18 protein-coding genes are annotated in these 21,492 nt (G+C 43.9%); 7 read left to right on the top strand and 11 right to left on the bottom strand.

What is annotated here, in order from left to right:
• Positions 1 to 15: 15 nt before the first annotated feature.
• The 10 genes from H7F25_RS07945 to H7F25_RS07990 form a co-directional block, all read right to left on the bottom strand.
• Positions 16 to 1,950 carry an AMP-binding protein gene (locus H7F25_RS07945; RefSeq protein ID WP_185854462.1) on the bottom strand — a complete coding sequence of 645 codons (1,935 nt, stop codon included), beginning with the start codon at positions 1,948 to 1,950 and terminating at the stop codon, positions 16 to 18.
• Between the two features lie 13 nt (positions 1,951 to 1,963).
• Positions 1,964 to 3,487 (bottom strand): acyl-CoA carboxylase subunit beta, encoded by a 1,524-nt coding sequence (locus tag H7F25_RS07950; RefSeq protein ID WP_149126577.1) that lies wholly within the window; start codon positions 3,485 to 3,487, stop codon positions 1,964 to 1,966.
• 18 nt (positions 3,488 to 3,505) lie between these two features.
• The gene (locus H7F25_RS07955) at positions 3,506 to 4,288 is read right to left on the bottom strand and encodes an enoyl-CoA hydratase (protein ID WP_087977577.1); all 783 of its coding nucleotides are present in this window, start codon (positions 4,286 to 4,288) and stop codon (positions 3,506 to 3,508) included.
• Positions 4,289 to 4,300: 12 nt separating this feature from the next.
• Positions 4,301 to 5,209, bottom strand: coding sequence for a hydroxymethylglutaryl-CoA lyase (locus H7F25_RS07960; RefSeq protein WP_024427768.1), 909 nt, complete (start codon positions 5,207 to 5,209; stop codon positions 4,301 to 4,303).
• Between the two features lie 11 nt (positions 5,210 to 5,220).
• Complete coding sequence (locus H7F25_RS07965; protein ID WP_024425681.1) at positions 5,221 to 5,436, bottom strand: acetyl-CoA carboxylase biotin carboxyl carrier protein subunit; 216 nt, start codon at positions 5,434 to 5,436, stop codon at positions 5,221 to 5,223.
• Complete coding sequence (locus H7F25_RS07970) at positions 5,433 to 6,782, bottom strand: acetyl-CoA carboxylase biotin carboxylase subunit (protein WP_151039964.1); 1,350 nt, start codon at positions 6,780 to 6,782, stop codon at positions 5,433 to 5,435. Before H7F25_RS07970 ends, H7F25_RS07965 begins: the two co-directional genes overlap by 4 nt.
• 8 nt (positions 6,783 to 6,790) lie before the next feature.
• Positions 6,791 to 8,428 carry an AMP-binding protein gene (locus H7F25_RS07975; RefSeq protein WP_185854463.1) on the bottom strand — a complete coding sequence of 546 codons (1,638 nt, stop codon included), beginning with the start codon at positions 8,426 to 8,428 and terminating at the stop codon, positions 6,791 to 6,793.
• A gap of 42 nt (positions 8,429 to 8,470) precedes the next feature.
• The gene (locus H7F25_RS07980; protein ID WP_185854464.1) at positions 8,471 to 9,613 is read right to left on the bottom strand and encodes an acyl-CoA dehydrogenase family protein; all 1,143 of its coding nucleotides are present in this window, start codon (positions 9,611 to 9,613) and stop codon (positions 8,471 to 8,473) included.
• A 143-nt stretch (positions 9,614 to 9,756) separates the two neighbouring features.
• Positions 9,757 to 11,298, bottom strand: coding sequence for a glycoside hydrolase family 10-like protein (locus H7F25_RS07985; RefSeq protein WP_185854465.1), 1,542 nt, complete (start codon positions 11,296 to 11,298; stop codon positions 9,757 to 9,759).
• A 24-nt stretch (positions 11,299 to 11,322) separates the two neighbouring features.
• Positions 11,323 to 12,129 carry a tyrosine-protein phosphatase gene (locus tag H7F25_RS07990; protein WP_185854466.1) on the bottom strand — a complete coding sequence of 269 codons (807 nt, stop codon included), beginning with the start codon at positions 12,127 to 12,129 and terminating at the stop codon, positions 11,323 to 11,325.
• A gap of 150 nt (positions 12,130 to 12,279) precedes the next feature.
• Here H7F25_RS07990 and H7F25_RS07995 point away from each other — a divergent pair, with 150 nt between their 5' ends.
• A complete protein-coding gene (locus tag H7F25_RS07995; protein ID WP_125587029.1) occupies positions 12,280 to 13,044 on the top strand; it encodes a DeoR/GlpR family DNA-binding transcription regulator in 765 nt (254 codons plus the stop codon).
• A gap of 17 nt (positions 13,045 to 13,061) precedes the next feature.
• On the opposite strand, the gene H7F25_RS08000 is transcribed toward H7F25_RS07995, so the two are convergent.
• Entirely contained in the window at positions 13,062 to 13,640 is a 579-nt protein-coding gene (locus H7F25_RS08000) for a hypothetical protein (protein WP_024427762.1), read from the bottom strand.
• Positions 13,641 to 13,765: 125 nt separating this feature from the next.
• On the opposite strand from H7F25_RS08000, the gene H7F25_RS08005 reads away from it, so the two are divergent.
• The 6 genes from H7F25_RS08005 to H7F25_RS08030 all read left to right on the top strand — a co-directional run bounded on the left by H7F25_RS08005 (position 13,766) and on the right by H7F25_RS08030 (position 21,492).
• Positions 13,766 to 14,899 carry a CdaR family transcriptional regulator gene (locus H7F25_RS08005; protein WP_185854467.1) on the top strand — a complete coding sequence of 378 codons (1,134 nt, stop codon included), beginning with the start codon at positions 13,766 to 13,768 and terminating at the stop codon, positions 14,897 to 14,899.
• Positions 14,900 to 14,978: 79 nt separating this feature from the next.
• Positions 14,979 to 16,388 (top strand): glycolate oxidase subunit GlcD, encoded by a 1,410-nt coding sequence (gene glcD / locus H7F25_RS08010; RefSeq protein WP_171464296.1) that lies wholly within the window; start codon positions 14,979 to 14,981, stop codon positions 16,386 to 16,388.
• Positions 16,385 to 17,725 carry a (Fe-S)-binding protein gene (locus H7F25_RS08015; RefSeq protein ID WP_171464297.1) on the top strand — a complete coding sequence of 447 codons (1,341 nt, stop codon included), beginning with the start codon at positions 16,385 to 16,387 and terminating at the stop codon, positions 17,723 to 17,725. Before glcD ends, H7F25_RS08015 begins: the two co-directional genes overlap by 4 nt.
• A gap of 72 nt (positions 17,726 to 17,797) precedes the next feature.
• Positions 17,798 to 19,282 carry a spore germination protein gene (locus H7F25_RS08020; RefSeq protein ID WP_103132769.1) on the top strand — a complete coding sequence of 495 codons (1,485 nt, stop codon included), beginning with the start codon at positions 17,798 to 17,800 and terminating at the stop codon, positions 19,280 to 19,282.
• A 12-nt stretch (positions 19,283 to 19,294) separates the two neighbouring features.
• Positions 19,295 to 20,395 (top strand): GerAB/ArcD/ProY family transporter, encoded by a 1,101-nt coding sequence (locus H7F25_RS08025; protein WP_185854468.1) that lies wholly within the window; start codon positions 19,295 to 19,297, stop codon positions 20,393 to 20,395.
• The gene (locus tag H7F25_RS08030) at positions 20,392 to 21,492 is read left to right on the top strand and encodes a Ger(x)C family spore germination protein (protein ID WP_185854469.1); all 1,101 of its coding nucleotides are present in this window, start codon (positions 20,392 to 20,394) and stop codon (positions 21,490 to 21,492) included. Before H7F25_RS08025 ends, H7F25_RS08030 begins: the two co-directional genes overlap by 4 nt.

Consider the following 21,492-nt stretch of genomic DNA (forward strand, 5'->3'; position numbering starts at 1 on the left):
CTCTCCTGTCTTTTTTTATGGACTTTGTTTTCTTTTCAAGTATTCGCAAATGCTGTTATACACATCAGGATTATCTAGAGACGAAAGATCTGGTGAAGGCTGCTGTTCATAAGCTCCTTTTAATAAACGCCGGACGATTTTTCCGTTTCTAGTTTTCGGTAAAGCTGAAATGAGATGAATTTCCTTTGGTGTGAGCGCTTTTCCCGCATATGAACCTACATGTATTTTGAGCTCTTGAATGAGTGCTGCTTCTTCAAAAGTCTGTGAACTGGCCACAATGAAACAAACTAGTGCTTCTCCCTTCACCTCATCCTTTACTCCAATCACAGCAGCCTCATGTACGGCTGGATGCCCGACAAGAATGGATTCAATTTCAGCTGGACCAATGCGTTTACCTGCTGTATTAATGACATCATCCGATCTGCCCGTGATATGGAATGCGCCATCCTCTGATTGCATCACCCAATCACCGTGTGTCCATACCCCATCAAATCGTTTAAAATAGGTGTCTTCATATCGCTCCGGATCTTTCCAAAACCCACATGTCATGCCGACCCACGGCTTTTTCACAACAAGCTCCCCTACCTCATTCAGAACGCTCTCTCCTGCCTCATTATACACATCTGCCGCCATTCCTAAGATGGCCGCATTAAAAAGGATCGGTTTGATTAGACGAAGCAGCGTACTTCCTACAATACCGCCAGAAACCTCTGTTCCCCCTGAGTAATTTAAGATTGGAATGTGCTTTTGACCAATGGTGTCAAAAAGCCATTGCCATGGTGCTTCATTCCACGGTTCACCTGTAGATATGATGGCTTTCACATGCGGCAGCTCAATGTCTGAAAGGTTTTGCTGCATCGCAGAACGAACAAAAGTAGGTGAAAGTCCAAAATGGGTGACTTTTTGCTCGTGGATGAATGACCAAAGGTGCTGTTCATCTGGATAATCGGGGGCGCCATCATATAAAACAATTGTAGCTCCATTGATCAAGCCGCCAAAGACGAGAAAGGGCCCCATCATCCATCCCATGTCTGTGAGCCAAAACAAACGGTCTCCTTTTGCAACGTCCATACAAAGACCGGCATCAAAAGCCGCTTTTACAGGAAAGCCTGCGTGTGTATGGACAGCCCCTTTTGGTGTACCGGTTGTTCCAGACGTGTATAAGATCATAAGGGGATCTTCATTTGAAAGATAAGTTGTTTTACTCAGTGGTTCCTCTTTTAACAAATCGTTTAGCTCAATATCCTCTTTATATCCAGTAGAAGAGGAAGCATGTACAATGACTGTTTGGACAGTCTTGGTTTTGTCGATCGCTTCTGCCGCACATTCACGCATGTTGATTGTCTTTCCCCGGCGCGTCACGCTTGAGCCTGTGACGACAATGGTTGCACCTGATGCACGAATACGTACGGCAAGAGGCTCGCTTCCATAGCCAGAAAAAACCGGGCTAAAGATGACACCAATCTTTGCAAAGGCAAGCATGACAGCAGCCGTTTCCGGAAGCATCGGCATATAAATGACCGCTACATCCCCTTTTTGTATTCCCTTCTTCAAAAAACCAGCAGCGAGACGATTGACCTTTTCTTGAAGTTCGAGGAACGACCATCTTCTCTCTTCTCCCGCTTCATTTCTCCACATCACAGCTGGTTGATGCTGGGTTTCTTCATTCTCTGCCCATTTGTCAACAGCCGTTTCGACCACGTTGAGCCGGCCGCCTTTATACCAATTGGGCCACATGAATGAATCTTGGCCTAATGCGGCTTCATACCGCTTCTTCCACACGATGCCGACCGCCTTTTCGGCTTCTCTCCAAAACCAATCGGTCCGCTCGATACTAGCTTGATAGAACGCATCATAAGTAGAAAAACCAAGTGAATGCATCCATTTGTAAAGGCGTGTTTGTTTCATCATCTGTTCTTCGGGTATCCACGCTGGTTTTAGGTTCATCATGAGGCCGCCCCCTTTAGACCGGATAAACCGGGTGTTTTCGTCTTGTAAATGTCATCTCTTTAGAGGTATAAGCTTGTAATCTATGACAAAGCTCATCTCGCAAATGGTCAAATGGGATGACACCATCGACAATCATTTCAGAGGCAAGCTCATATATATTCATATCTTCCTGGTATTCCTTGCGTTTCTCTTGAATAAATGCTGCTCTTTCCTCAGCAGGCAGTTCGGCAATTTTATTCGCATAGACAGCATTTACAGCGGCTTCTGGCCCCATGACAGCAATTTGTGCTGATGGAAGTGCGAGACAGCAGTCCGGTTCAAAGGCCGGTCCCGCCATTGCATATAAACCTGCACCATATGCTTTACGAACAATGACGGATATTTTCGGAACGGTTGCCTCTGACATGGCGGAAATCATTTTCGCCCCGTGCCTGATAATGCCTGCTTGTTCCACTTTTGTTCCGATCATAAACCCCGGTATATCGGCAAGGAAAAGGAGTGGAATATGAAAGGCGTCACATAGCTGAATAAACTTAGCGGCTTTGTCGGCTGAGTCATGGAATAAAACGCCGCCTTTTACCCTCGGCTGGTTGGCAATAAGACCGACAGGCTGACCATTCATGCGGCCAAAGCCTGTGATCAATTCTGCGGCAAACAGTTTTTTGATTTCAAAAAATGATCCTTCATCAATGAGTAAATCAATGAGCTGATACATATCAAAAGGGGTATTCTGCCCTTTAGGGATGAGGTCTTGGATGGTGATCTCTGATGGTTTAGGTGCTTTTGCGGCTGCCCGTTTTGGTTTTTCTGTATAGTTGGCAGGCATGTAAGTTAAATAAGTGCGGGCGATTTGAATGGCTTCTTCCTCTGTTTTTGCTAAAATATCGCCGCATCCAGAAATGCTGCAATGCATTTTTGCTCCGCCCATTTCTTCAAGGGATACTTTCTCTCCAATCACCATTTCGGCCATTCGCGGTGAGCCTAAGTACATTGAGGCATTCCCTTCGACCATGACGACGATGTCACAAAAAGCAGGAATGTAAGCACCTCCGGCTGCCGAAGGACCAAATAGTAAACAAATTTGCGGAATACGTCCAGACAGCTTCACTTGGTTATAAAAAATGCGGCCTGCACCCCTTCTGCCTGGAAACATGGCGATTTGATCGGTGATTCTAGCACCCGCAGAGTCAACTAAATACAGCATTGGGCAGTTGAGCTTTTCGGCTGTTTCCTGGATTCTAATGATTTTTTCTACCGTTTTGACGCCCCATGATCCTGCCTTGACGGTAGAATCATTTGCCATAACGCAAACAGTCTGCCCATTCATCCGCCCTGTCCCTGTGACAACACCATCTGCTGGTAAATGTTCATTTTGACACTCGGCAAACATGGCATCCTCAATGAAAGAATCCTCATCTAATAACAACTGGAGGCGGTCACGGACAAACAATTTTCCTTTTTCTTTGTTTTTTTGATGGTATCGGTCTGCCCCGCCTTTCAGAATCTGCTGTTTTTTTAGTTCATATCCTTCGATCATACCCATTCCCCTTTCTTGCTACCTGCCTCTGTATTGAGGCGTTCGTTTTTCTTGGAAGGCTTGAAGACCTTCCGTTCGATCTTCTGTCTCAATGAGCCGTAGATAGGCTTCGTATTCCTTTGTCAAACCTGTATGCAAATCGTGATCAAGGCTTGATTGAATCGCTTGTTTCGCTTCTTTTAAGGCAAGCGGGCCATTTTTGATGATTTGTTTTGCAAGAGAGATGGCATCGTTCATGAGGGAATCTGCTACAGAGATATGCTCAATCAGCCCAATTTGAATGGCTTCTTCTGCTTGTAATGATGCGCCTGTGAAAATAAGTTCTTTTGCTTTACCGAGTCCAATGAGGCGCGGAAGGCGCTGCGTCCCTCCGGCTCCTGGTATGATAGCTAGTCCTGTTTCTGGCAGGCCGAGTCTTGCTCCGGCTCGTGAAATGCGGAGATCACAAGCGAGCGCGAGCTCAAGTCCTCCGCCCAGTGCGTGTCCATTTATCACTGCAATGACAGGTACAGGAATAGATTCAATCTCGATAAAAGTTTGCTGAATCGAAAGAACAGCGCCTTTTGCTTCTGCTTCTGTCATCAATCGTCTTTCTTTTAAATCTGCTCCAGCACAAAAGACTTTTGAACCGGCTCCTGTAATGAGAAGACAGCGAATGCTTTCATCGTGTTTGATTTCTTGAATGATTTGATTGATCTCCTCCAGCATTGGAGCAGATAGGGAATTCGCTTGTTCTGGCCTGTTTAAGGTCATGATGCCGATCTGTTCATCTTGTATCGAAAAATGGACCAATGATGTCATGTTATTCATCCTTTATGAAGTAGTCTGAGAGTGAAAAGCACGTAAACAGTGACTAGGCAGGGTTCGATCTACTTTCGCTTCAATCCATTCTGCCGCTTTAATTAATGCAGGAAGGTGAATATTTGTCTCAATTCCTAGTTTTTGAAGCATATGCACCACATCTTCTGTCGCCACATTTCCGCTGGAACCAGGTGCATAGGGACATCCGCCAAGCCCGCCGCTGGAGGAGTCAAATATGGTGATCCCAGCTTTTAATGCCGTATAAATATTCGCAAGAGCCATCCCCTTCGTATCATGAAAATGAAGAGCGATTTTATCAGCAGGAAAACGTTCGAGTAAAATGTCTAAGCGCCTTTCTACTTGAAGCGGATGGGCTTCACCGATGGTGTCACCGAGAGATATTTCATCAATGCCATAAGAAAGCAAAATATCCGTTAACCGGAGGACTTGATCCATTGGCACTTGTTTTTCATATGGGCAGCCAAACACGGTGGAAATATACGCGCGCGTGTTTTTTCCTGCTGCTTTTAAATCAGCTGTCATTTGTTTGATAACAGGAAGTGTTTCGTGGATGGATTGATTCATATTTTTCTTGTTATGTGTTTCACTCGAAGAGATGAACATAGCGCCAGTGTCAAGATTGGCTTCAAAAAAATGAGCTAAGCCTTTTTCATTGGGAATGAGTGCTGCATAGGTGATGTCGTCTTTTTTGTTAAAGGATTGGGTGAGTTCTTTGGCATCTTTTAAGGCTGGAACCCATTTAGGATGAACAAATGATGTGACTTCAATATAAGGGAGCTGGGCTGCTGCGAGCAGATCAATCCACGTTCGCTTCTCGCCTGTGTCAAGCCAGACTGATTCATTTTGCAGTCCGTCCCGCGGGCCGACCTCCCTGATAAGCACACTCTTTGGTAATGCCATCTGGCTCCCTCCTATTCTGATAGTTCTAAAAGAACCTCTCCTTCATCGACAAACTCTCCCTCTGCCTTATACACTTTACTGATGATCCCGCCCTCTTCAGCAACGATCGGAATCTCCATTTTCATTGATTCTAAGATGGCAACCTCCTGTCCTTTTTGCACTTCATCCCCTTGTTTCACAAGAAGCTTCCACAAGTTTCCGGCCATTTGAATTGTGACAGTTTTCATGAACGGTTTTCCTCCCTTTTTTTCATGAGAAAATCGGTGGTGATGCTGCCTTGTAAGAAAGCAGAAGATCCGGCCATTTCCCTTAAAAGCGGTAAGTTGGTTTTGATCCCTTCTATTTCATATGCTTGTAATGCCCCTTTTAATCGTTCTATTGCAAGTTTTCGTGTATCACCGTAAACGATCATTTTCGCAATCATAGGATCGTAAAAAGGGGTAATGATGCTTCCATTTGTCACGCTTGACTCATGACGGATATACGGAGCTTCAGGTGTGGAAAGCTGAGTGATCGTTCCTGGTGATGGATAAAAGGTGACGGGATCTTCCGCATAAATTCTAACCTCGATGGCATGGCCGATTTGATGAATATCCTCCTGATTAAAGGAAAGCGGCTCACATGCAGCGATTTTCAGCTGTTCCTCGACAAGGTCAATGCCTGTAATTTCTTCTGTGACAGGGTGCTCTACTTGTAATCTTGTGTTCATTTCTAGGAAATAAAATTGTTGATGCTGATCGACTAAACATTCAATCGTTCCTGCATTTTCATACCCAATCGCTTTGGCTGCTTTGACGGCCATCTCCCCCATCTGATGTCTCACCGATTCATCGAGACAGACGGCTGGTGCTTCTTCAATGATTTTTTGATGTCTTCGCTGGAGTGAACAGTCGCGCTCAAATAAGTGAACCCCATGGCCGAAGGAATCAAAAAGGACCTGAATTTCAATGTGCCGAGCGTTTTCAATGACCTTTTCCATATACAGCGTCCCATCGTTGAAAAAGCTTTGCGCTCTTTTTTGATTCCCTTCAAAAGCCCTGTACAGCTCCTCGTCATTTTGCACGAGCTGCATGCCAATTCCTCCGCCCCCGCTTGATGCCTTGAGCATGATCGGATAACCGAGTGACTGCGCTTGACTGACCCCTTCTTCTGCATCATGCAGCGGAGCTGAAACGCCTGGTACAATGGGGATACCTGCTTGAGCCATCGTTTTTCTTGCTTCAATTTTATTCCCCATTCGCTGAATGACTTGTGCGGATGGGCCAATAAAGGCGATTCCTTCGCTGCGGCAGCGTTCTGCAAAGGCTGCATTTTCTGATAAGAGGCCATATCCTGGGTGGATAGCATCTGTATTTGTCTGTTTGGCTACACGAATGATGGCTTCCATGTTTAAATAGCTTTCAGATACTTTCGCGCCTCCAATCGGATAGGCGCTGTCTGCTTCTTGCACATGAAGTGCATGCTGATCTGCTTCTGAATAAACGGCGACGGTGTGGATTCCGAGCCTTTTACACGTTCGAATAATTCGCCGGGCAATTTCGCCTCGATTTGCAATCAGTACTTTTAGAAACATCACTGCCTTCACTCCTTTATTAGATCAAGCGCCTGCTTTTTCAGACGAAATTTTTGAATCTTCCCTGATGCGGTCATTGGATACTCGTCAGTGATGAAAAAATATTTAGGAATTTTGTAGCGAGCCATTTGCGACTGACAATAGCTGGTGAGTGTCTCAATTGTCACCGTCCTACCTTGTTTAAGCCGAATGAATGCGGCGGCTTCTTCTCCATACGTCTCGTCAGGTATACCAACGACCTGTGCATCAAGAATATCCGGATGAGTATAAAGAACATCCTCAATTTCTTTTGGATAAACATTCTCCCCGCCTCTAATGATCATATCTTTCAGCCGTCCTGTGATTTTCACATAGCCGTCCTCATCCATCTCTGCTAAATCACCCGTATGAAGCCAGCCGTCCTGATCAATCACTTCATTTGTGGCTTCTTCATTTTTATAGTAGCCTTTCATCACATGATAGCCTCTTGTACACAGCTCTCCTTGTTCTCCTCTTGGTACTTCCTCCGGCGTGCCTGGAACGGTGATTTTCACTTCAATGTGAGGAAGTGCCCGGCCGACCGTTTGAACCCGCCTTTCAAATGAATCATCCGTTCTTGTTTGGGTAATGACAGGAGAGCTTTCGGTCTGGCCGTAAGCAATCGTGAGCTCCTTCAGTCCCATTTGTTCAATGACGGCTTTCATCACATGGGATGGGCAAAGAGATCCTGCCATAATGCCCGTTCGTAATGTGGACAGATCGTATTGGTGAAAATTCGGATGGTCGAGCTCTGCAATGAACATTGTCGGGACGCCGTGAAGGACGGTGCACTTCTCTTTTTCTACGGTTTGAAGAACTCGCTCTGGGTGGAAGGATTCAATTGGAATGATCGTTCCTCCTTTTGTGAGACATGCAAGCACGCCAAGGACGGATCCAAAGCAATGAAAGAAAGGAACAGGGATACACATTCGGTCCTTTTGGGTGAGCTTCATACAATCTGCGATTTGGCTGGCATTGCAGACAATGTTTGTATGGCTGAGCATGACTCCTTTTGGATAGCCGGTTGTGCCTGAGGTATATTGCATATTAATGACGTCATCCGGTGCAAGCTCATCCATTCGTTTCTCCCACTCATGATCCTCTGTTCTTTTGGCAGCTGCTTGAATACTGTTCCAGCTGCGCATGCCCTTTGGCGTGTGCTCACCTATATAGACGACACTTTTTAAATAAGGAAAAGATGAGGATGTGATCTCTCCTTGATGAGCGTTTTGAAGCTCCGGTATGAGTTCTTCAAGCATTTTGACATAGGATGTCTCTTTAAACCCGTCTACGATAAACAGCATGCTGCTATCAGAGTGCTTGAGTAAATAAGCGAGTTCTTGTGATTGAAAGTTTGTATTCACGGTGACAAGAACGGCTCCAATCGACGCGCAGGCGAATTGCAGCATGAGCCATTCGGGTACATTGGGCGCCATGATGGCGATATGATCCCCTTTTTGAACCCCTAATGCCATAAGACCTTTCCCGGTTTCCTTGACTTCTCGATAAAACGCTTCATATGAATAACGTAAAGAACGTTCTGGATACACAATGGCTTCATGTCCTGGATGCTGATCCTTTTTCTCTTTTAATAACGAGCCGATTGTCTGTGGATGAATCGACATCATGGCTTTCCTCCTCCATTGATGGTAAGCGTTTTCATTATCGGATTACGCTAACAGTTGTCTTGCGATGACTAGACGCTGAATTTCAGAGGTCCCTTCTCCAATTTCCATTAGCTTGGCATCTCTCACAAGCCGTTCTACACCACATTCTTTCATGTAGCCTGTTCCCCCGTGAATTTGAACAGCATCAAGACTTGCTTTTGTCGCCATTTCAGAAGCGAAGAGTTTGGCATAGGCAGCTTCTTTTGTAAACGGCTTGCCGTGATCTTTCAGCCAAGCGGCTTTCCACACCATTTGTCTAGCGAGCTCTATTTGCATCGCCATATCTGCCAGCTTAAACTGAATCGCTTGGAAGGAAGAAAGGGTCTGCCCAAATTGCTTTCTTTCTTTTGCATGCGAGAGCGAAGCATCTAGTGCAGCTTGTGCGATGCCAACTGATAACGCAGCAATTGAAATGCGCCCCCCGTCTAATGTATATAAAAATTGCTTAAAGCCTTTCGTTGGGTCTCCTAAAATATTCTGGGCTGGTACACGTACACCGTCTAAAATGATTTCTGCTGTATCTGAACCGCGCACGCCCATTTTGTCATATGGATTTGTAATGGTCAGCCCTTTTTGCCCTTTCTCCACAATGAAGGCGGAGATGATCGGGCGGCCGTTTTCATCTTGATCCGAGACAGCAGTGACGATAATGGTTCTGGCAAAATTGGCGTTTGTGATCCAACACTTTTCCCCGCTAATGACATACTCTTGTCCGTCTTTGACTGCTTTTGTTTTCGTTCCTTTTGCATCTGACCCTGCATTTGGTTCTGTTAATCCGAAGGAACCAAGTGCTGTTCCAGAAGCCAGCGGGACAAGGTGGTCCATCTTTTGTTCCTCTGTACCGAAATAATAAAGCGGGCTTGCGCCTAAGGAGACGGCTGCGGCATAGCTAAGACCTGTACTACCGCACTGTTTTCCGATTTCTTCTACAGCGAGTGCATATGATATCGTATCTCCTCCTGAGCCGCCGTATTTCTCTGGAAAGGGGATGCCCATAAAGCCGAGCTCTCCCATTTTTTGAAACGTTTTGGCTGGGAATACGGCCTGTTCATCAATGGTTTGAGCGATTGGTGCAATTTCTGCTTTGGCGAAATCTTTGACCATCTGGCGGATCATTTGTTGTTCTTTCGTTAATTCAAAATCCATCTTGCTTCCCCCTTTAGCTCTTTTCTATCATATTTATTAATCAAGCAGCTGCTTCATGCCAAGCTTGATTGAATTCAGAAAATTAAAACAAGAATAATAGAAAAAAAGCATGAACGAAGAAAATCTCACTCATGCTTTTTCTGTTATTTCACTATTTTTGTAGAAGGCTTGCTTTCGTGATGAAGACGATTAAGAGCCGTAATCTTGTAAGTATCCATTTTCTTTTGATTGACTGGGAGGTCTTTAATCGTTGTTATGGCGCCTTTTTCTTTTCTAACCGTTTGCAGCAATTCATACGTTCCTTTATTTGTTAATCGATAGACCGCATAATAGGATACGGTAGAATGCGGATCATTTTTGATTTGTAAAGCCGCACCATCCGATGTCTTTTTCACAGATTGAATGATTGGTTTTTTAGGTGCTTTCTGATGAAGCCAAGGCATTTCTGGAATGAGAGCTGGTTTGCTGTATGACTCTTCTATCAATCGATCCTTTACATTCAAAGGGTTGCGATTGAGATCCTTCAGGCTGAAATGCATGCTTCCCTGCACAAGCTGTGACTGCCTGTTCAGCTCAATCTGCCTAAAATATTCTTCCGGGTCAGACCAAGCAGGGTCACTGTTTTGATTAATTTTATATGCCGCCTGCCCAATGTACAGGTGAACCGGCTCCCCTTTCACCTCATTTGACCACCATTTCGTCAGCACATCATAAGCGGCAGCTTGAAAGCCGATGCTCCAGTAAATTTGCGGAGTAACATAATCAATATCATGCTGCTGAATCCACTCTCTTGTATCAGCATACAAATCATCGTAGTTGGTCATTCCTGCAGTGGTGTTTGAACCAGTCGGGTCATCTTTTATGTTGCGCCATACCCCGAATGGACTAATACCAAATTTCACATACGGTTTTTCTTTCTTAATGGTGTTATTGATTTTCTTCACCAGCTGATTCACATTATCTCTTCGCCAATCTTCTATATGTGTAAATGCTTTTTTTCCATATGTTTCATACGTTTCTTGATCTGGAAATGGTACACCGGCTATTTTATATGGATAAAAATAATCATCCATATGCACTGCATCAATATCGTAGTTTTTCACAACTTCTTCTATACCGCCGATAATGAAGTCCTGAGTTTCAGAAATACCAGGATTGTAATAAAGCTGATTACCATACGCAATCGTCCAATCAGGATGCTGTCTTGCAGGGTGATCGACAGACAAACGGCTGAGATCAGTATGATTCATTGTGATTCGGTAAGGGTTAAACCAAGCGTGAAATTCAAGGCCACGTTTATGAGCTTCTTCGATCATAAACTCAAGCGGATCGTACCCCGGATCTTTCCCTTGTGTTCCAGTCAAATATTCTGACCACGGCCCGTATGCTGAAGGATAAAAGGCATCTGCTGTTGGTTTAATTTGCATAATGACGGCATTCATATTCATCGCTTTGATTTCGTCTAACAAACGAATAAACTCTTGCTTCTGCTCTGCTACGGGCAGCCCCTTCTTTGAGGGCCAATCTAAGTTATAAACCGATGCAATCCATACCGCGCGCATCTCTCTTGTGCTCTCAAGCTTCCCTTTTGGCACTGCACGAGCTGCTAGACTGCTAGAAGGAATCAATAAAAATACAAACATCAACATCAGTGTTAAAACTGTCATACTGATCTTTTTCAGCATGTTTTGCATCACCTCATCTTAAGTTTATTCCGCTTTTTGTGATGGAATGCCAGCAGATGGTGTAAGCAGAATGTTTTTCATTTCATTGAGCTGAGCTTCAGGGACTTTGCAGGCTTCAATTAAATACCGCTCTGCACTCCCGTATGTCTCCAGCATTTCGTGCAGCACATCTTCAAGATAATCTTGCTGCACACCGACAAGCGGCTGAATTTGTTCTTTTGACACCCGGTATAAACTCATCAATCGGACAAATCGTTCCTGTCTTCTGACGAGCATTTGCACGCCTTCATTGGAACGCATGTATTCACTTAAAACGACAGCCAGCGGTACACCTGCCACCAACTGAATCAGGGCAGATAAAAAACCTGTACGGTCCTTGCCACTCGTGCAGTGAAGCATCAGCGGGTAATGGCTTTGATCTGAAAGCAGTGTGAACAGCTGACGAATCTCTTCTTTACGCTCTGTCAGCATGCTTTGATATAACTCTTTCATGATCGGTGTAAATGAGAGAGACTTCCCTTCTGTTACCAGCATACGAAACATGGTCCATTTACTTGGCATCTTACTGTCAGGCTGCATCGGAATATGGACGATTTTGTCGTGTTCCTTGATCTTTGGCGGATGTGATTTACGTTCTGAGGCTGTACGGAGGTCACAAACGGTTTGAATTCCGAGTGCTGAGAATATCTCAATGTCTTGTTTCGACAAACGGGATAAGTCTGCGGATCGATAAATCATTCTCTGTTTGATCACCATCCCATCTGTTGTTTGAAGCCCCCCTACTTCTCTAAAATTCGCAAGCTTTGAAAATGGGTTGTTTGATTGATTCATAGAAGTGAAAGTTCCTTTCTGGTTTCTTTCTTTTTTCTATCATACGCTTTTATATCAAAGGAGAAAAGAGAATCAATTGACCTAATCCATGTAAGAGAATTTATTGGTATAATGGATAAAGGACATTCGGATTGATTGGAGATATGAAGTATGATAAAAACAAAACGGATTCAGCAAATCAAAGAGTATGTGTTTGACCGGGAATCTGCCTCACTTGATGAGCTTGTGGCGCATTTTGGTGTCTCCAAAAACACGATACGCCGAGATGTACAGGCGTTGGTCGAGTCCGGCGTGCTAAAAAAAGTGTATGGCGGAGTGGCTGTGAACCACTCAACGTTAGTGGTGTATCAGGAGCGAAAGATCCGTCAGCTCAGTAAAAAGCAATTGATCGGTCAGACGGCTGCCGCTTTTGTGGAAAACGGGGATATGATTTTTATTGATTCTGGTACGACAACGCTTGAGATGCTCCCCTATTTGACGGAGAAACAGGTGACCATTGTGACCAATAATGTGGATTTCATTACACAGGCGATGCCTTATGAAAATCTCACCATCTTTTCCACTGGCGGGATGCTTGAAAGAAAAACGAATTCTTTCGTTGGTTATCAAAGTGTTGAGCGCTTAAAAGCTTACAATGTCAATAAAGCCTTTATCGCATCAACTGGTTTATCCATTGATCACGGCGTCACGAATTCGTCTCCGCTTGAAACCGATATTAAAAAGACGCTTGTTCAAAAAAGTGCCAAAACCTTTTTATTAGTGGATGATAGCAAATTCGATCATTACGCCTTGACCACGTTTTGTGATTTGCACGAGATTAATATCGTCGTGACCAATCAGGAGCCAAATGAAGATTATCTTCAATATGGAAAAGAGCATGATGTACGGTTTGTCACACCTTCATCAAATGAATAGATGGACAAAAAAACGGCTCAGGAATTTGAGCCGTTTTTTGATTCATTGATTTCAAGCTGTATGATCATATGGAATAAAAATCGATACACGGCCGAGATGACGTCAATGAAAGCCGTATCTTCGTGGATATCCTCAAGCTCAAGAAGCTGCAAATTCACATCAAATAAGCCATCTTGTCCATTAAATTGAAGCTGAGCACCATTTAATGGCGATAGCATGTCCTTTAGAATATTCGTGTCTTTTTTAGGACGTTTTAAACCGAATAGGACGGTATACGTTTGAAACACTTCATCCCATTCAATGGCCAAGCCATCCACTTTCACAACATCAAACCACTTGGATTCGATATAAATGAATTCTTTTTGATGTTTTTTCACATATGTAAGCGGTGTGTTTAGAAATGAGGCGTTTTCTGTTTGAATCATGTTCTCTGATTCCTTGTCTACACGCTCTATATATACATCGCCAAAACGGGCTTCTTCTTTTATTCTCGCCCCTTCTAATGTCCAATTGCGGCGCGCCGCTTCATCATATTCAAAGTCGGTCAGCGCCTGTCCTTCTTTCAGTAAGTCTTGTAAGCGATTTTGCAGTGACATGGCTATGTCTCCTTTCTTCTCCTTCATGTGTGTTTATTATTTTAGCATAACTCATGAAAAGAAAGATATGTCCCAGCATATGATGGTATGATAGTGTCAAAAGAAACATCTCGGAGGGGTACGTTTTGCTCACAATGACACTGGCAGAAAAAATCGTAGATGAGGTTAAAAAGGTGCTGACTGAGGAAATCATCATCGCACAAACAAACGGCACCATCATTGCAGCAACAGATCCAGCGCGCGTTGGACAATTTCATGAAGGAGCGTATCTGACATCTTTTGAAGGACAGAAACGAATTCTCACAAAGGATGACCAGCAGCACATGAAAGGCGTCAAAGCTGGCATCAATCTGCCTATTTATTTTAAGCAAGAGGTCATCGGGGTCATTGGAATGACAGGAGATCCTGTACATGTGTCTCCTTTTGGCGAAATATTAAGAAAAATGACCGAGCTGCTTATTCATGAACATGAATTTTTTCAAGAAACTGAAACGGATGAACGTCAGCTCGAAGCGTTTGTATTCGACTGGCTTCATCTGCCAGAGACAGCGATTGATCTCACTGAAAAAGCGTCGCGGCTTCAGCTTGATATCAACAAGGAGCGCGCAGTTGTCCTGATCGATTGTCAGGATGAATCGTTTATGAAGCAAAATCAATACAAAGAATTGAAGGAAACGCTGCATCTCAACAGCCAGGAGATCATCGTCCGCTGGGGGCATGGCCGCTTTTTACTCATGCTGCAAACAACAGCAGATGATCGTAAAGCCCTGCAGCAGCGCCTGTTTCACATCCATGCCTCCCTTACGGCGCGGAGCTCGCCCGGGGTTTTGATTGGAGCGGGAAAACCAGCAGCTGCTCATTTGATGAAGCAATCGTTTCAACAAGCCTTTCGAGCATTAAAAATGGCACATGCTGATACGCCGATTGTATTTGATGAAGATTTAACGCTCGAACTTTTTATGGAGGAAATAAGTCAGGAAACAAAAGAAGTGTTTCTTGATCGAACGATCGCCCCTCTTCTCCCCTATCCTGAATTAGTGAAAACATTGCGGGTACTCATGACATCAGATTGTTCATTGAAATATACCGCAGAAGCGATGCATGTCCATATCAATACACTGCATTACAGGCTAAAACGAATCCAAGATTTAACGACACTTGATCCAAAGCGCATGCAAGATGCCATGCTCCTTTATTTAGCCTTCATGCTATTAGATAATGATCCAAAAAAACGAAGCAAACAGCCCGATATTTTGTAGAATCGTCCATAGGCATGAGGCGATTCTTTTTTTATACTGAAAAGAAACGATACGTCTCATCAATAGGAGTTGAATGCGTATGTTACATTCTGAATTTTTAAATCAATTAAAAAAGATTGTTGGCGCGTCTTACATGCAGGACAGTAAAGCCGATCGGCTTGCCTATTCTTATGATGCAACACCAAATTTTCAGCATATGCCAGATGTCATCGTAAGCCCGCATACGGCTGAGGAAATCCAGCAAATTGTCCGGCTCTGCGCTTCATACAACATACCAATCGTGCCAAGAGGATCAGGAACGAACCTTTGTGCAGGCACATGTCCCACTCAAGGCGGACTTGTGCTGCTGTTTACAAGAATGAACCAATTAATAGAAATAGATGAAGAAAACCTGACAGCAACGGTGCAGCCTGGATTGATCACACAGGAACTCATTCACCAAGTAGAGGCGAAAGGCCTCTTCTATCCACCTGATCCTAGCTCTATGAAAATCTCTACATTAGGCGGAAATATTAATGAAAATTCAGGTGGTCTCCGGGGGTTAAAGTATGGAGTGACGAGAGATTATGTCCTTGGACTTGAAGTCGTTCTGCCAAACGGTGACATCATCAAAACAGGCGGCAAGCTTGCAAAGGACGTGGCCGGGTATGATATGACCCGTTTGTTCGTAGGTTCAGAAGGAACGCTCGGGATTGTCACTGAAGCCACGCTAAAGCTTTTGCCGCTTCCAGAAACAAAACAAACGATGCTTTGCTTATATGAAAGTTTAGAGGAAGCCGCCGCTTCAGTGTCGGCGATTATTGCAGAGCGTATCATCCCCGCCACATTAGAATTTATGGATCAGCCGACGCTGGAAGTCGTTGAAGACTTTGCAAAAATCGGTTTGCCGACTGACGTTCAAGCGGTGCTGTTAATCGAACAAGACGGCCATCCTGAAGCGGTTGCCCGTGATATGCAGCGCATCGCAAAAGTGTGTCAGCAGCATGGTGCAAAAGAAGTGAATATCGCACATTCTGAAGAAGAGGCAAATGCACTTTTAACAGCGAGACGATCCGCTTTATCTGCCCTCGCCCGCTTAAGCCCGACGACCATTTTAGAAGATGCCACAGTTCCCCGGTCTGAAATTGCCAGCATGGTGCGGGCGATCGAAGACATTGCGAAGCAGTACAAAGTGAAAATCTGTACATTTGGTCATGCAGGTGATGGCAATTTGCATCCTACTTGTGCAGCAGATGCAAGAAATGAAGAAGAAATGAAACGGGTGGAAGAAGCCTTTCAGGCCATTTTTGAAAAAGCAGTCTCACTTGGCGGCACCATTACGGGTGAACATGGCGTGGGTCTTATGAAATCCCCTTACTTAGAACTGAAGGTTAAAAAAGAAGGCATTGCGGCAATGAAAGCGATCAAACAAGCGCTTGACCCGGAAAATATCATGAACCCTGATAAAGTGTTCGGAAAAGCCGCAAGAAAGCGGGTGGTGGTCTCATGAGTTCTAAACAAACAGAGATTCAGCAAGCATTTCAGCAGCAAATGGACGAAAAAGAGCTGCTCAATTGCATGCGCTGCGGATTCTGCCTTCCTTCCTGCCCTACTTATATTGAATCTGGTCAACAAGAAACACACTCTCCCCGCGGCCGAATTGCTTTAATGAAGGCGGTGAGAGACGGCGTCATTGAGCCAGATGAAGATGTCGAGCATTCACTGAATCTTTGTCTTGGCTGCCGTGCATGTGAACCGGTCTGCCCTTCCGGCGTTAAATATGGACGGTTACTTGAAGATGCAAGAGACATCATTCAGCAGCACAAAAAACAATCCATTCCTGTCAAACTTGTAAGACGTGTCGTGTTTAAAGGTCTTTTTCCTTCACAAAGCCGAATGCGGAAAGCAGCAGGACTTCTTCGCTTTTATCAAACATCTGGTCTGCAAACGGCTGCCCGCAAAACTGGCATGCTGAAGGTGCTTCCACCGCATTTACGTCTGATGGAACAGGCGCTCCCAAAGGTGCCGCGTCAACGAAAAAGCCGTTTGACGGAATACAAAGCCGCCGGCCCAGCGAGAAAACGGGTCGCCTTTTTTACTGGCTGTTTAATGGACACCGTTTTTTCCAGCACAAACGAAGCGACCATCCAGCTTTTGCAGCTGGCAGGCTGTGACGTCATCGTCCCTCCTATTCAGACGTGCTGCGGAGCGCTCCATGGCCATAGCGGTGAAAAAGAACAAGCGAAACAGTTAGCAAAGCGGAATATTGAAGCATTTGAAGAGATAGATGCGGATGCCATAGTCATGAATGCAGGCGGTTGTGGCGCTTTTTTAAGTGATTATGATCATTTGCTTTGCGATAATCCGGATTTTCAAAAGCGAAGTGAAGCCTTCTCAAAGAAAATCACGGATATATCAGACATTTTAGTGGAGCTGGAATTTCACCGCCGCATGCCGCTTGCTTTGCCAGAGCAGGTCATCACCTATCAGGATTCTTGTCATTTGCGGAACGGAATGGGCGTACAGCATGCACCAAGGGTGCTGATGAAGGCCATTCAAGGTGTATCATTTAAAGAAATGAAGGATTCGGGCCGGTGCTGCGGCTCAGCTGGCATTTACAACATCTTGCAGCCAAAGATGTCGATGCAAATTTTAGATCATAAAATGACAGAAGCCACTCAAACAAAGGCCGCTGCCATCGTTACGTCTAATCCAGGCTGTCAGCTGCAAATGGCAGCAGGCATCAAACGCTCAGGGCACTCACCGAGCATGCGTGCCGTCCATCTAGCTGATTTATTATTAGAAGCCGTTCTATATGGAAAAAAAGCGTCCAGCCCATCAAGCTGAACGCTTTTTTCATGCATATCTTTAGACAATCGGTTAGATAATAGAGGCAAATCGCCGAAGGAGCTGGTCCAAATGCTGAAGAAAAACAAACAACAAAAGGACCCGAATTCAGTATTTGAAGCATTGTCACGTTCTGCTGATTTTACAAATGAGCTGTCTCGAAATGGAGACTTTCTGTATAGGATTTCCTTTTTTCGTTCATTGATTAATGGACATCTTCTACATGAACAAATTCTCCCCTCCCTCAAACAACTGCACCTGTCACCCACTCTTGAAGAGCTGAAAGAACGAATTCCCATTGAGAAGGCTGTCATCACGAGCGATCTTCAAAAAGTGCAAGAAGCCCTTCACCGGGGCAGCATTGCGATTAGACTTGAGACAGACTGGGGCAAAACGCTTCTCTTGCCGATTGAAGAAAAGAAAGGCAGACAAATAGGTCCGCCTGAAATTGAATTTGGGATTATCAGTGCACAGGAAGCATTTGTGGAGGTTTTAGATACCAATTTAAATTTGGTCAGACGGCGGCTGCCGACGCCTAACCTGAAAGTTGAGGAAAAGACGGTTGGTACGCTCTCTCAAACAAAAGTTGCCGTGTTATATATTGAAGAAATCGCCAACCCGGAAAACATCGAAACGGTTCTTCAACGAATTGAGGACGTTGATTATGATCAGATTTTAGATGCGAATTACCTCGCTCAAATGCTTTATGATGTATCCAATACGATCTTTCCGTTGTTTTTGAATACAGAAAGACCCGACCGCGTGTCTTCAGGCTTATCAGAAGGGAAAATTGCCATATTAGTGGATGGTTCGCCTCATGTCTTGCTTGCCCCAACTATTTTACTTGAGTATTTTTCCACGATGGAAGACTACAATATGTCATGGATTGCGGCTTCTTGCTTTAGGCTGTTACGCATATTTGCTGTGATATTTTCCATTTTTGCGACACCTTTATATGTCGCCGTTTTAACCTTTCATTATGAGCTGATCCCAAAGGATTTATTAGAAACCATTGTCTCCTCGCGCTATCTTGTGCCATTTCCTCCGATCATTGAGGCACTATTTTTAGAGATTTCGATTGAATTACTAAGAGAAGCAGGTTCAAGGCTCCCAGCTAAAGTCGGTCAGACGCTCGGGATTGTTGGAGGGATTGTCATTGGACAGGCTGCTGTAGCAGCAGGCTTAACGAGCAATATTTTACTCATTATTGTTGCCCTGTCTGCTCTCGCCTCATTTGTCACGCCCATATACAAAATGGGCAGTACCATTCGGCTGCTGAGATTTCCTTTTTTAGTTGCAGCACAGGTTTGGGGCGCATTAGGTATTGCTGTGATGGGATCTTTTCTGCTCACCCATTTAATGAAATTAACTTCAATTGGCCGGCCGTATTTAGAGCCTATTTTTCCAATGCGCCTTGCTGATTTAAAGGGCAGTTTGATTCGTCCTCAGCTCCGTTTTTTGAACAAAAGGCCGGAAAATTTACGTCCGCAAAATGAAACCATCCATCGCTCTAAGCCGAAGCAAGGCCGCAAGGGGAAAAATGATTTTTATGAATAAGGAAGTGAAGGCATGAGCTCTTCTTCTGTCAAAGAGAAATTTCAAGTATCCCCTTATTTTGTGTTTTTTCTCATCAATGCCAATCAAGTCGGTGTCAGCATTTTAAACTTTCAAACAAACCTTGTTCGTTCTATCAATAATGATGGATGGATCGCTATTTTGATTTCTGGCATGAGCGTCAATGTGATGATCTTTCTCATATACTTAATGTTTAAAAAGGCACCTTCGGATGAATTTGGTGAAATCGCGCAATATGTATTTGGCAAATGGATTGGGCAATTATTCAACATTCTTTATATCTTATATTTTGCTTCTTTGTCGCTGACCGTTCTTATCCATTACATGGATGTGATCCATGTATGGCTGTTTAAAGAAATTCCTGGTCTTTTGTTTGCGTCTGTACTGCTTCTGCTTGTGTATTACATTCATACTGGCGGCTTTAGAACCATTGCTGGATGGGCATTTTTTAGTGTTGTATTGACGTATTGGATGACGTTTATCTGTTTTTATGCCATGAAATATAGTCACATTCGTTTCATGTTCCCAATGTTTGATCATACATTTTCGCAAATGCTCGTGGGAGTCAAAGATGCATCCTTATCCATGTTTGGTTTTGGCACGCTGCTTGTCTATTATCCCTTTATTAAACAAGCTCAGACATCTCAAAAATTTGCTCACATGGGGGTATTATTTACGACATGCTTAAATTTGCTCACTTTTCTCGTCTCTATAGCGTATTACTCAAGTGCTCAGCTCAAATTAACAAAATGGCCGACGCTAACGTTAACGAGCATTGTGAAGCTTCCGTTTATCCAGCGCTTTGAATTTATTGAAGTGTCTCTTTGGCTGCTTCTGATCATTCCTAATATCACGATTCCATTATGGGCAGCGAGCCGAATGGCAAAAAAAATGCTTCATACGAGCCAGCGCGTCACGTACATCGGGCTCAGCATCCTCATTCTGATCATGTTTTCGTTTTTTGCCAGTGCAACTTCTTTTGAAACCTTTAATCAATGGGTGGAATTTAGCGGATTCATTCTGATCTATGGATTGATTATCTGTATGGTCATTGGACTGATGCTGAAAAAAAGGAGGGGGAAAAAACGAGCATGAAACGTTATATACTTACGGGCCTCATGTTGTGTAGTCTTTTGTTAACCAGCTGTGCAGAGCCCCGCCTTTTAGATGAATTAAATATCTCTCAGGCGGCAGGATTTGATTTATTGGAAGATGGAGAAATGAAGGGCTTCTTTGTCTTCCCTGTCTTTAAAAGTCAAGAGCAAGGAAGTTATCAAATATTAAGCGGAAAGTCAAACACCATTAGTAATATTCAATTTCTCGTGTCAGAAGAATCACCTTTTCCAGTAGTCATGGGCCAGGTGCTCGTTATTTTAGTCAGTGAAAAGTTAGCAAAAGAAGTCGGCATGATCGATTTAATGAATTATATTTATCGTGATCCTATCATTGGTTCACGCCAAGTGTTTGCGATTGTAGGCGGAGAAGTTGAAGAGTTATTATACACAAAAATGAATCAAACGAACTTAAATATAGGTGTATATCTCTCTGACATGTTGGCCCAAAATATGCGAAATGGCAATGAACCTGTCACCAATCAGCATATTTTTATGAATCAGATGCTGGCAAAAGGGGTCGATGCATACCTCCCTTACATCAAAAAAACAAGCAGTGCTATAAAGGTCTCGGGTGTCGCTCTTTTTGATCAAGAAAAAATGGTGGGGCATATTCCGGCGGAAGAAACGTTTACGTTTAAAGCCATGATTGAAAACCATAAAAACGGCATTTATGAATTTCGTTTTCATGATAAGTGGAAGACTCATGTTGTGATTGAAAATATCAAATCACGGGTGTCTTATCATATAAAACCAACTGAAAACCTCACTAAAAAACCCCATATCACGATTGATATCAAGCTGAAAGGCGAATTAAAAGAATTCATGAAGTCCAAAAAAATTGATAAACCATCTATATTGGACCATGTTGAAAAAGAAGTAGAAAAACGTGTCGCTCAGCAAGGACAAGACCTTGTTCAATCCTTTAAAAAGCAAAACATAGATCCGCTTGGGCTGGGCCTGAGGTATAGATCAAAAGACAAAGCAGTAACACCAGAAAAGTGGAAAAGCATTTATCCTGATGCAGATGTACAAGTTAAATGCCACATGAAGATTGTTCAAACCGGAGTCAGCCAATAA

The sequence above is a fragment of the Bacillus sp. PAMC28571 genome, assembly GCF_014250435.1.
GTDB classification, from domain to species: Bacteria; Bacillota; Bacilli; order Bacillales; family Bacillaceae; genus Bacillus; species Bacillus safensis.

Excerpts from the sequence above, each read along its gene's own strand:
- glcD (WP_171464296.1), top strand. The coding sequence starts at position 14,979 with ATGTTACATTCTGAATTTTTAAATCAATTAAAAAAGATTGTTGGCGCG.
- H7F25_RS07985 (WP_185854465.1), bottom strand. The coding sequence starts at position 11,298 with ATGCTGAAAAAGATCAGTATGACAGTTTTAACACTGATGTTGATGTTT.
- H7F25_RS07945 (WP_185854462.1), bottom strand. The coding sequence starts at position 1,950 with ATGATGAACCTAAAACCAGCGTGGATACCCGAAGAACAGATGATGAAA.
- H7F25_RS08000 (WP_024427762.1), bottom strand. The coding sequence starts at position 13,640 with ATGTCACTGCAAAATCGCTTACAAGACTTACTGAAAGAAGGACAGGCG.
- H7F25_RS07990 (WP_185854466.1), bottom strand. The coding sequence starts at position 12,129 with ATGAATCAATCAAACAACCCATTTTCAAAGCTTGCGAATTTTAGAGAA.
- H7F25_RS07960 (WP_024427768.1), bottom strand. The coding sequence starts at position 5,209 with ATGGCATTACCAAAGAGTGTGCTTATCAGGGAGGTCGGCCCGCGGGAC.
- H7F25_RS07970 (WP_151039964.1), bottom strand. The coding sequence starts at position 6,782 with ATGTTTCTAAAAGTACTGATTGCAAATCGAGGCGAAATTGCCCGGCGA.
- H7F25_RS07975 (WP_185854463.1), bottom strand. The coding sequence starts at position 8,428 with ATGATGTCGATTCATCCACAGACAATCGGCTCGTTATTAAAAGAGAAA.
- H7F25_RS08015 (WP_171464297.1), top strand. The coding sequence starts at position 16,385 with ATGAGTTCTAAACAAACAGAGATTCAGCAAGCATTTCAGCAGCAAATG.
- H7F25_RS07995 (WP_125587029.1), top strand. The coding sequence starts at position 12,280 with ATGATAAAAACAAAACGGATTCAGCAAATCAAAGAGTATGTGTTTGAC.
- H7F25_RS07965 (WP_024425681.1), bottom strand. The coding sequence starts at position 5,436 with ATGAAAACTGTCACAATTCAAATGGCCGGAAACTTGTGGAAGCTTCTT.
- H7F25_RS08030 (WP_185854469.1), top strand. The coding sequence starts at position 20,392 with ATGAAACGTTATATACTTACGGGCCTCATGTTGTGTAGTCTTTTGTTA.
- H7F25_RS08020 (WP_103132769.1), top strand. The coding sequence starts at position 17,798 with ATGCTGAAGAAAAACAAACAACAAAAGGACCCGAATTCAGTATTTGAA.
- H7F25_RS07980 (WP_185854464.1), bottom strand. The coding sequence starts at position 9,613 with ATGGATTTTGAATTAACGAAAGAACAACAAATGATCCGCCAGATGGTC.
- H7F25_RS08025 (WP_185854468.1), top strand. The coding sequence starts at position 19,295 with ATGAGCTCTTCTTCTGTCAAAGAGAAATTTCAAGTATCCCCTTATTTT.
- H7F25_RS07950 (WP_149126577.1), bottom strand. The coding sequence starts at position 3,487 with ATGATCGAAGGATATGAACTAAAAAAACAGCAGATTCTGAAAGGCGGG.
- H7F25_RS07955 (WP_087977577.1), bottom strand. The coding sequence starts at position 4,288 with ATGACATCATTGGTCCATTTTTCGATACAAGATGAACAGATCGGCATC.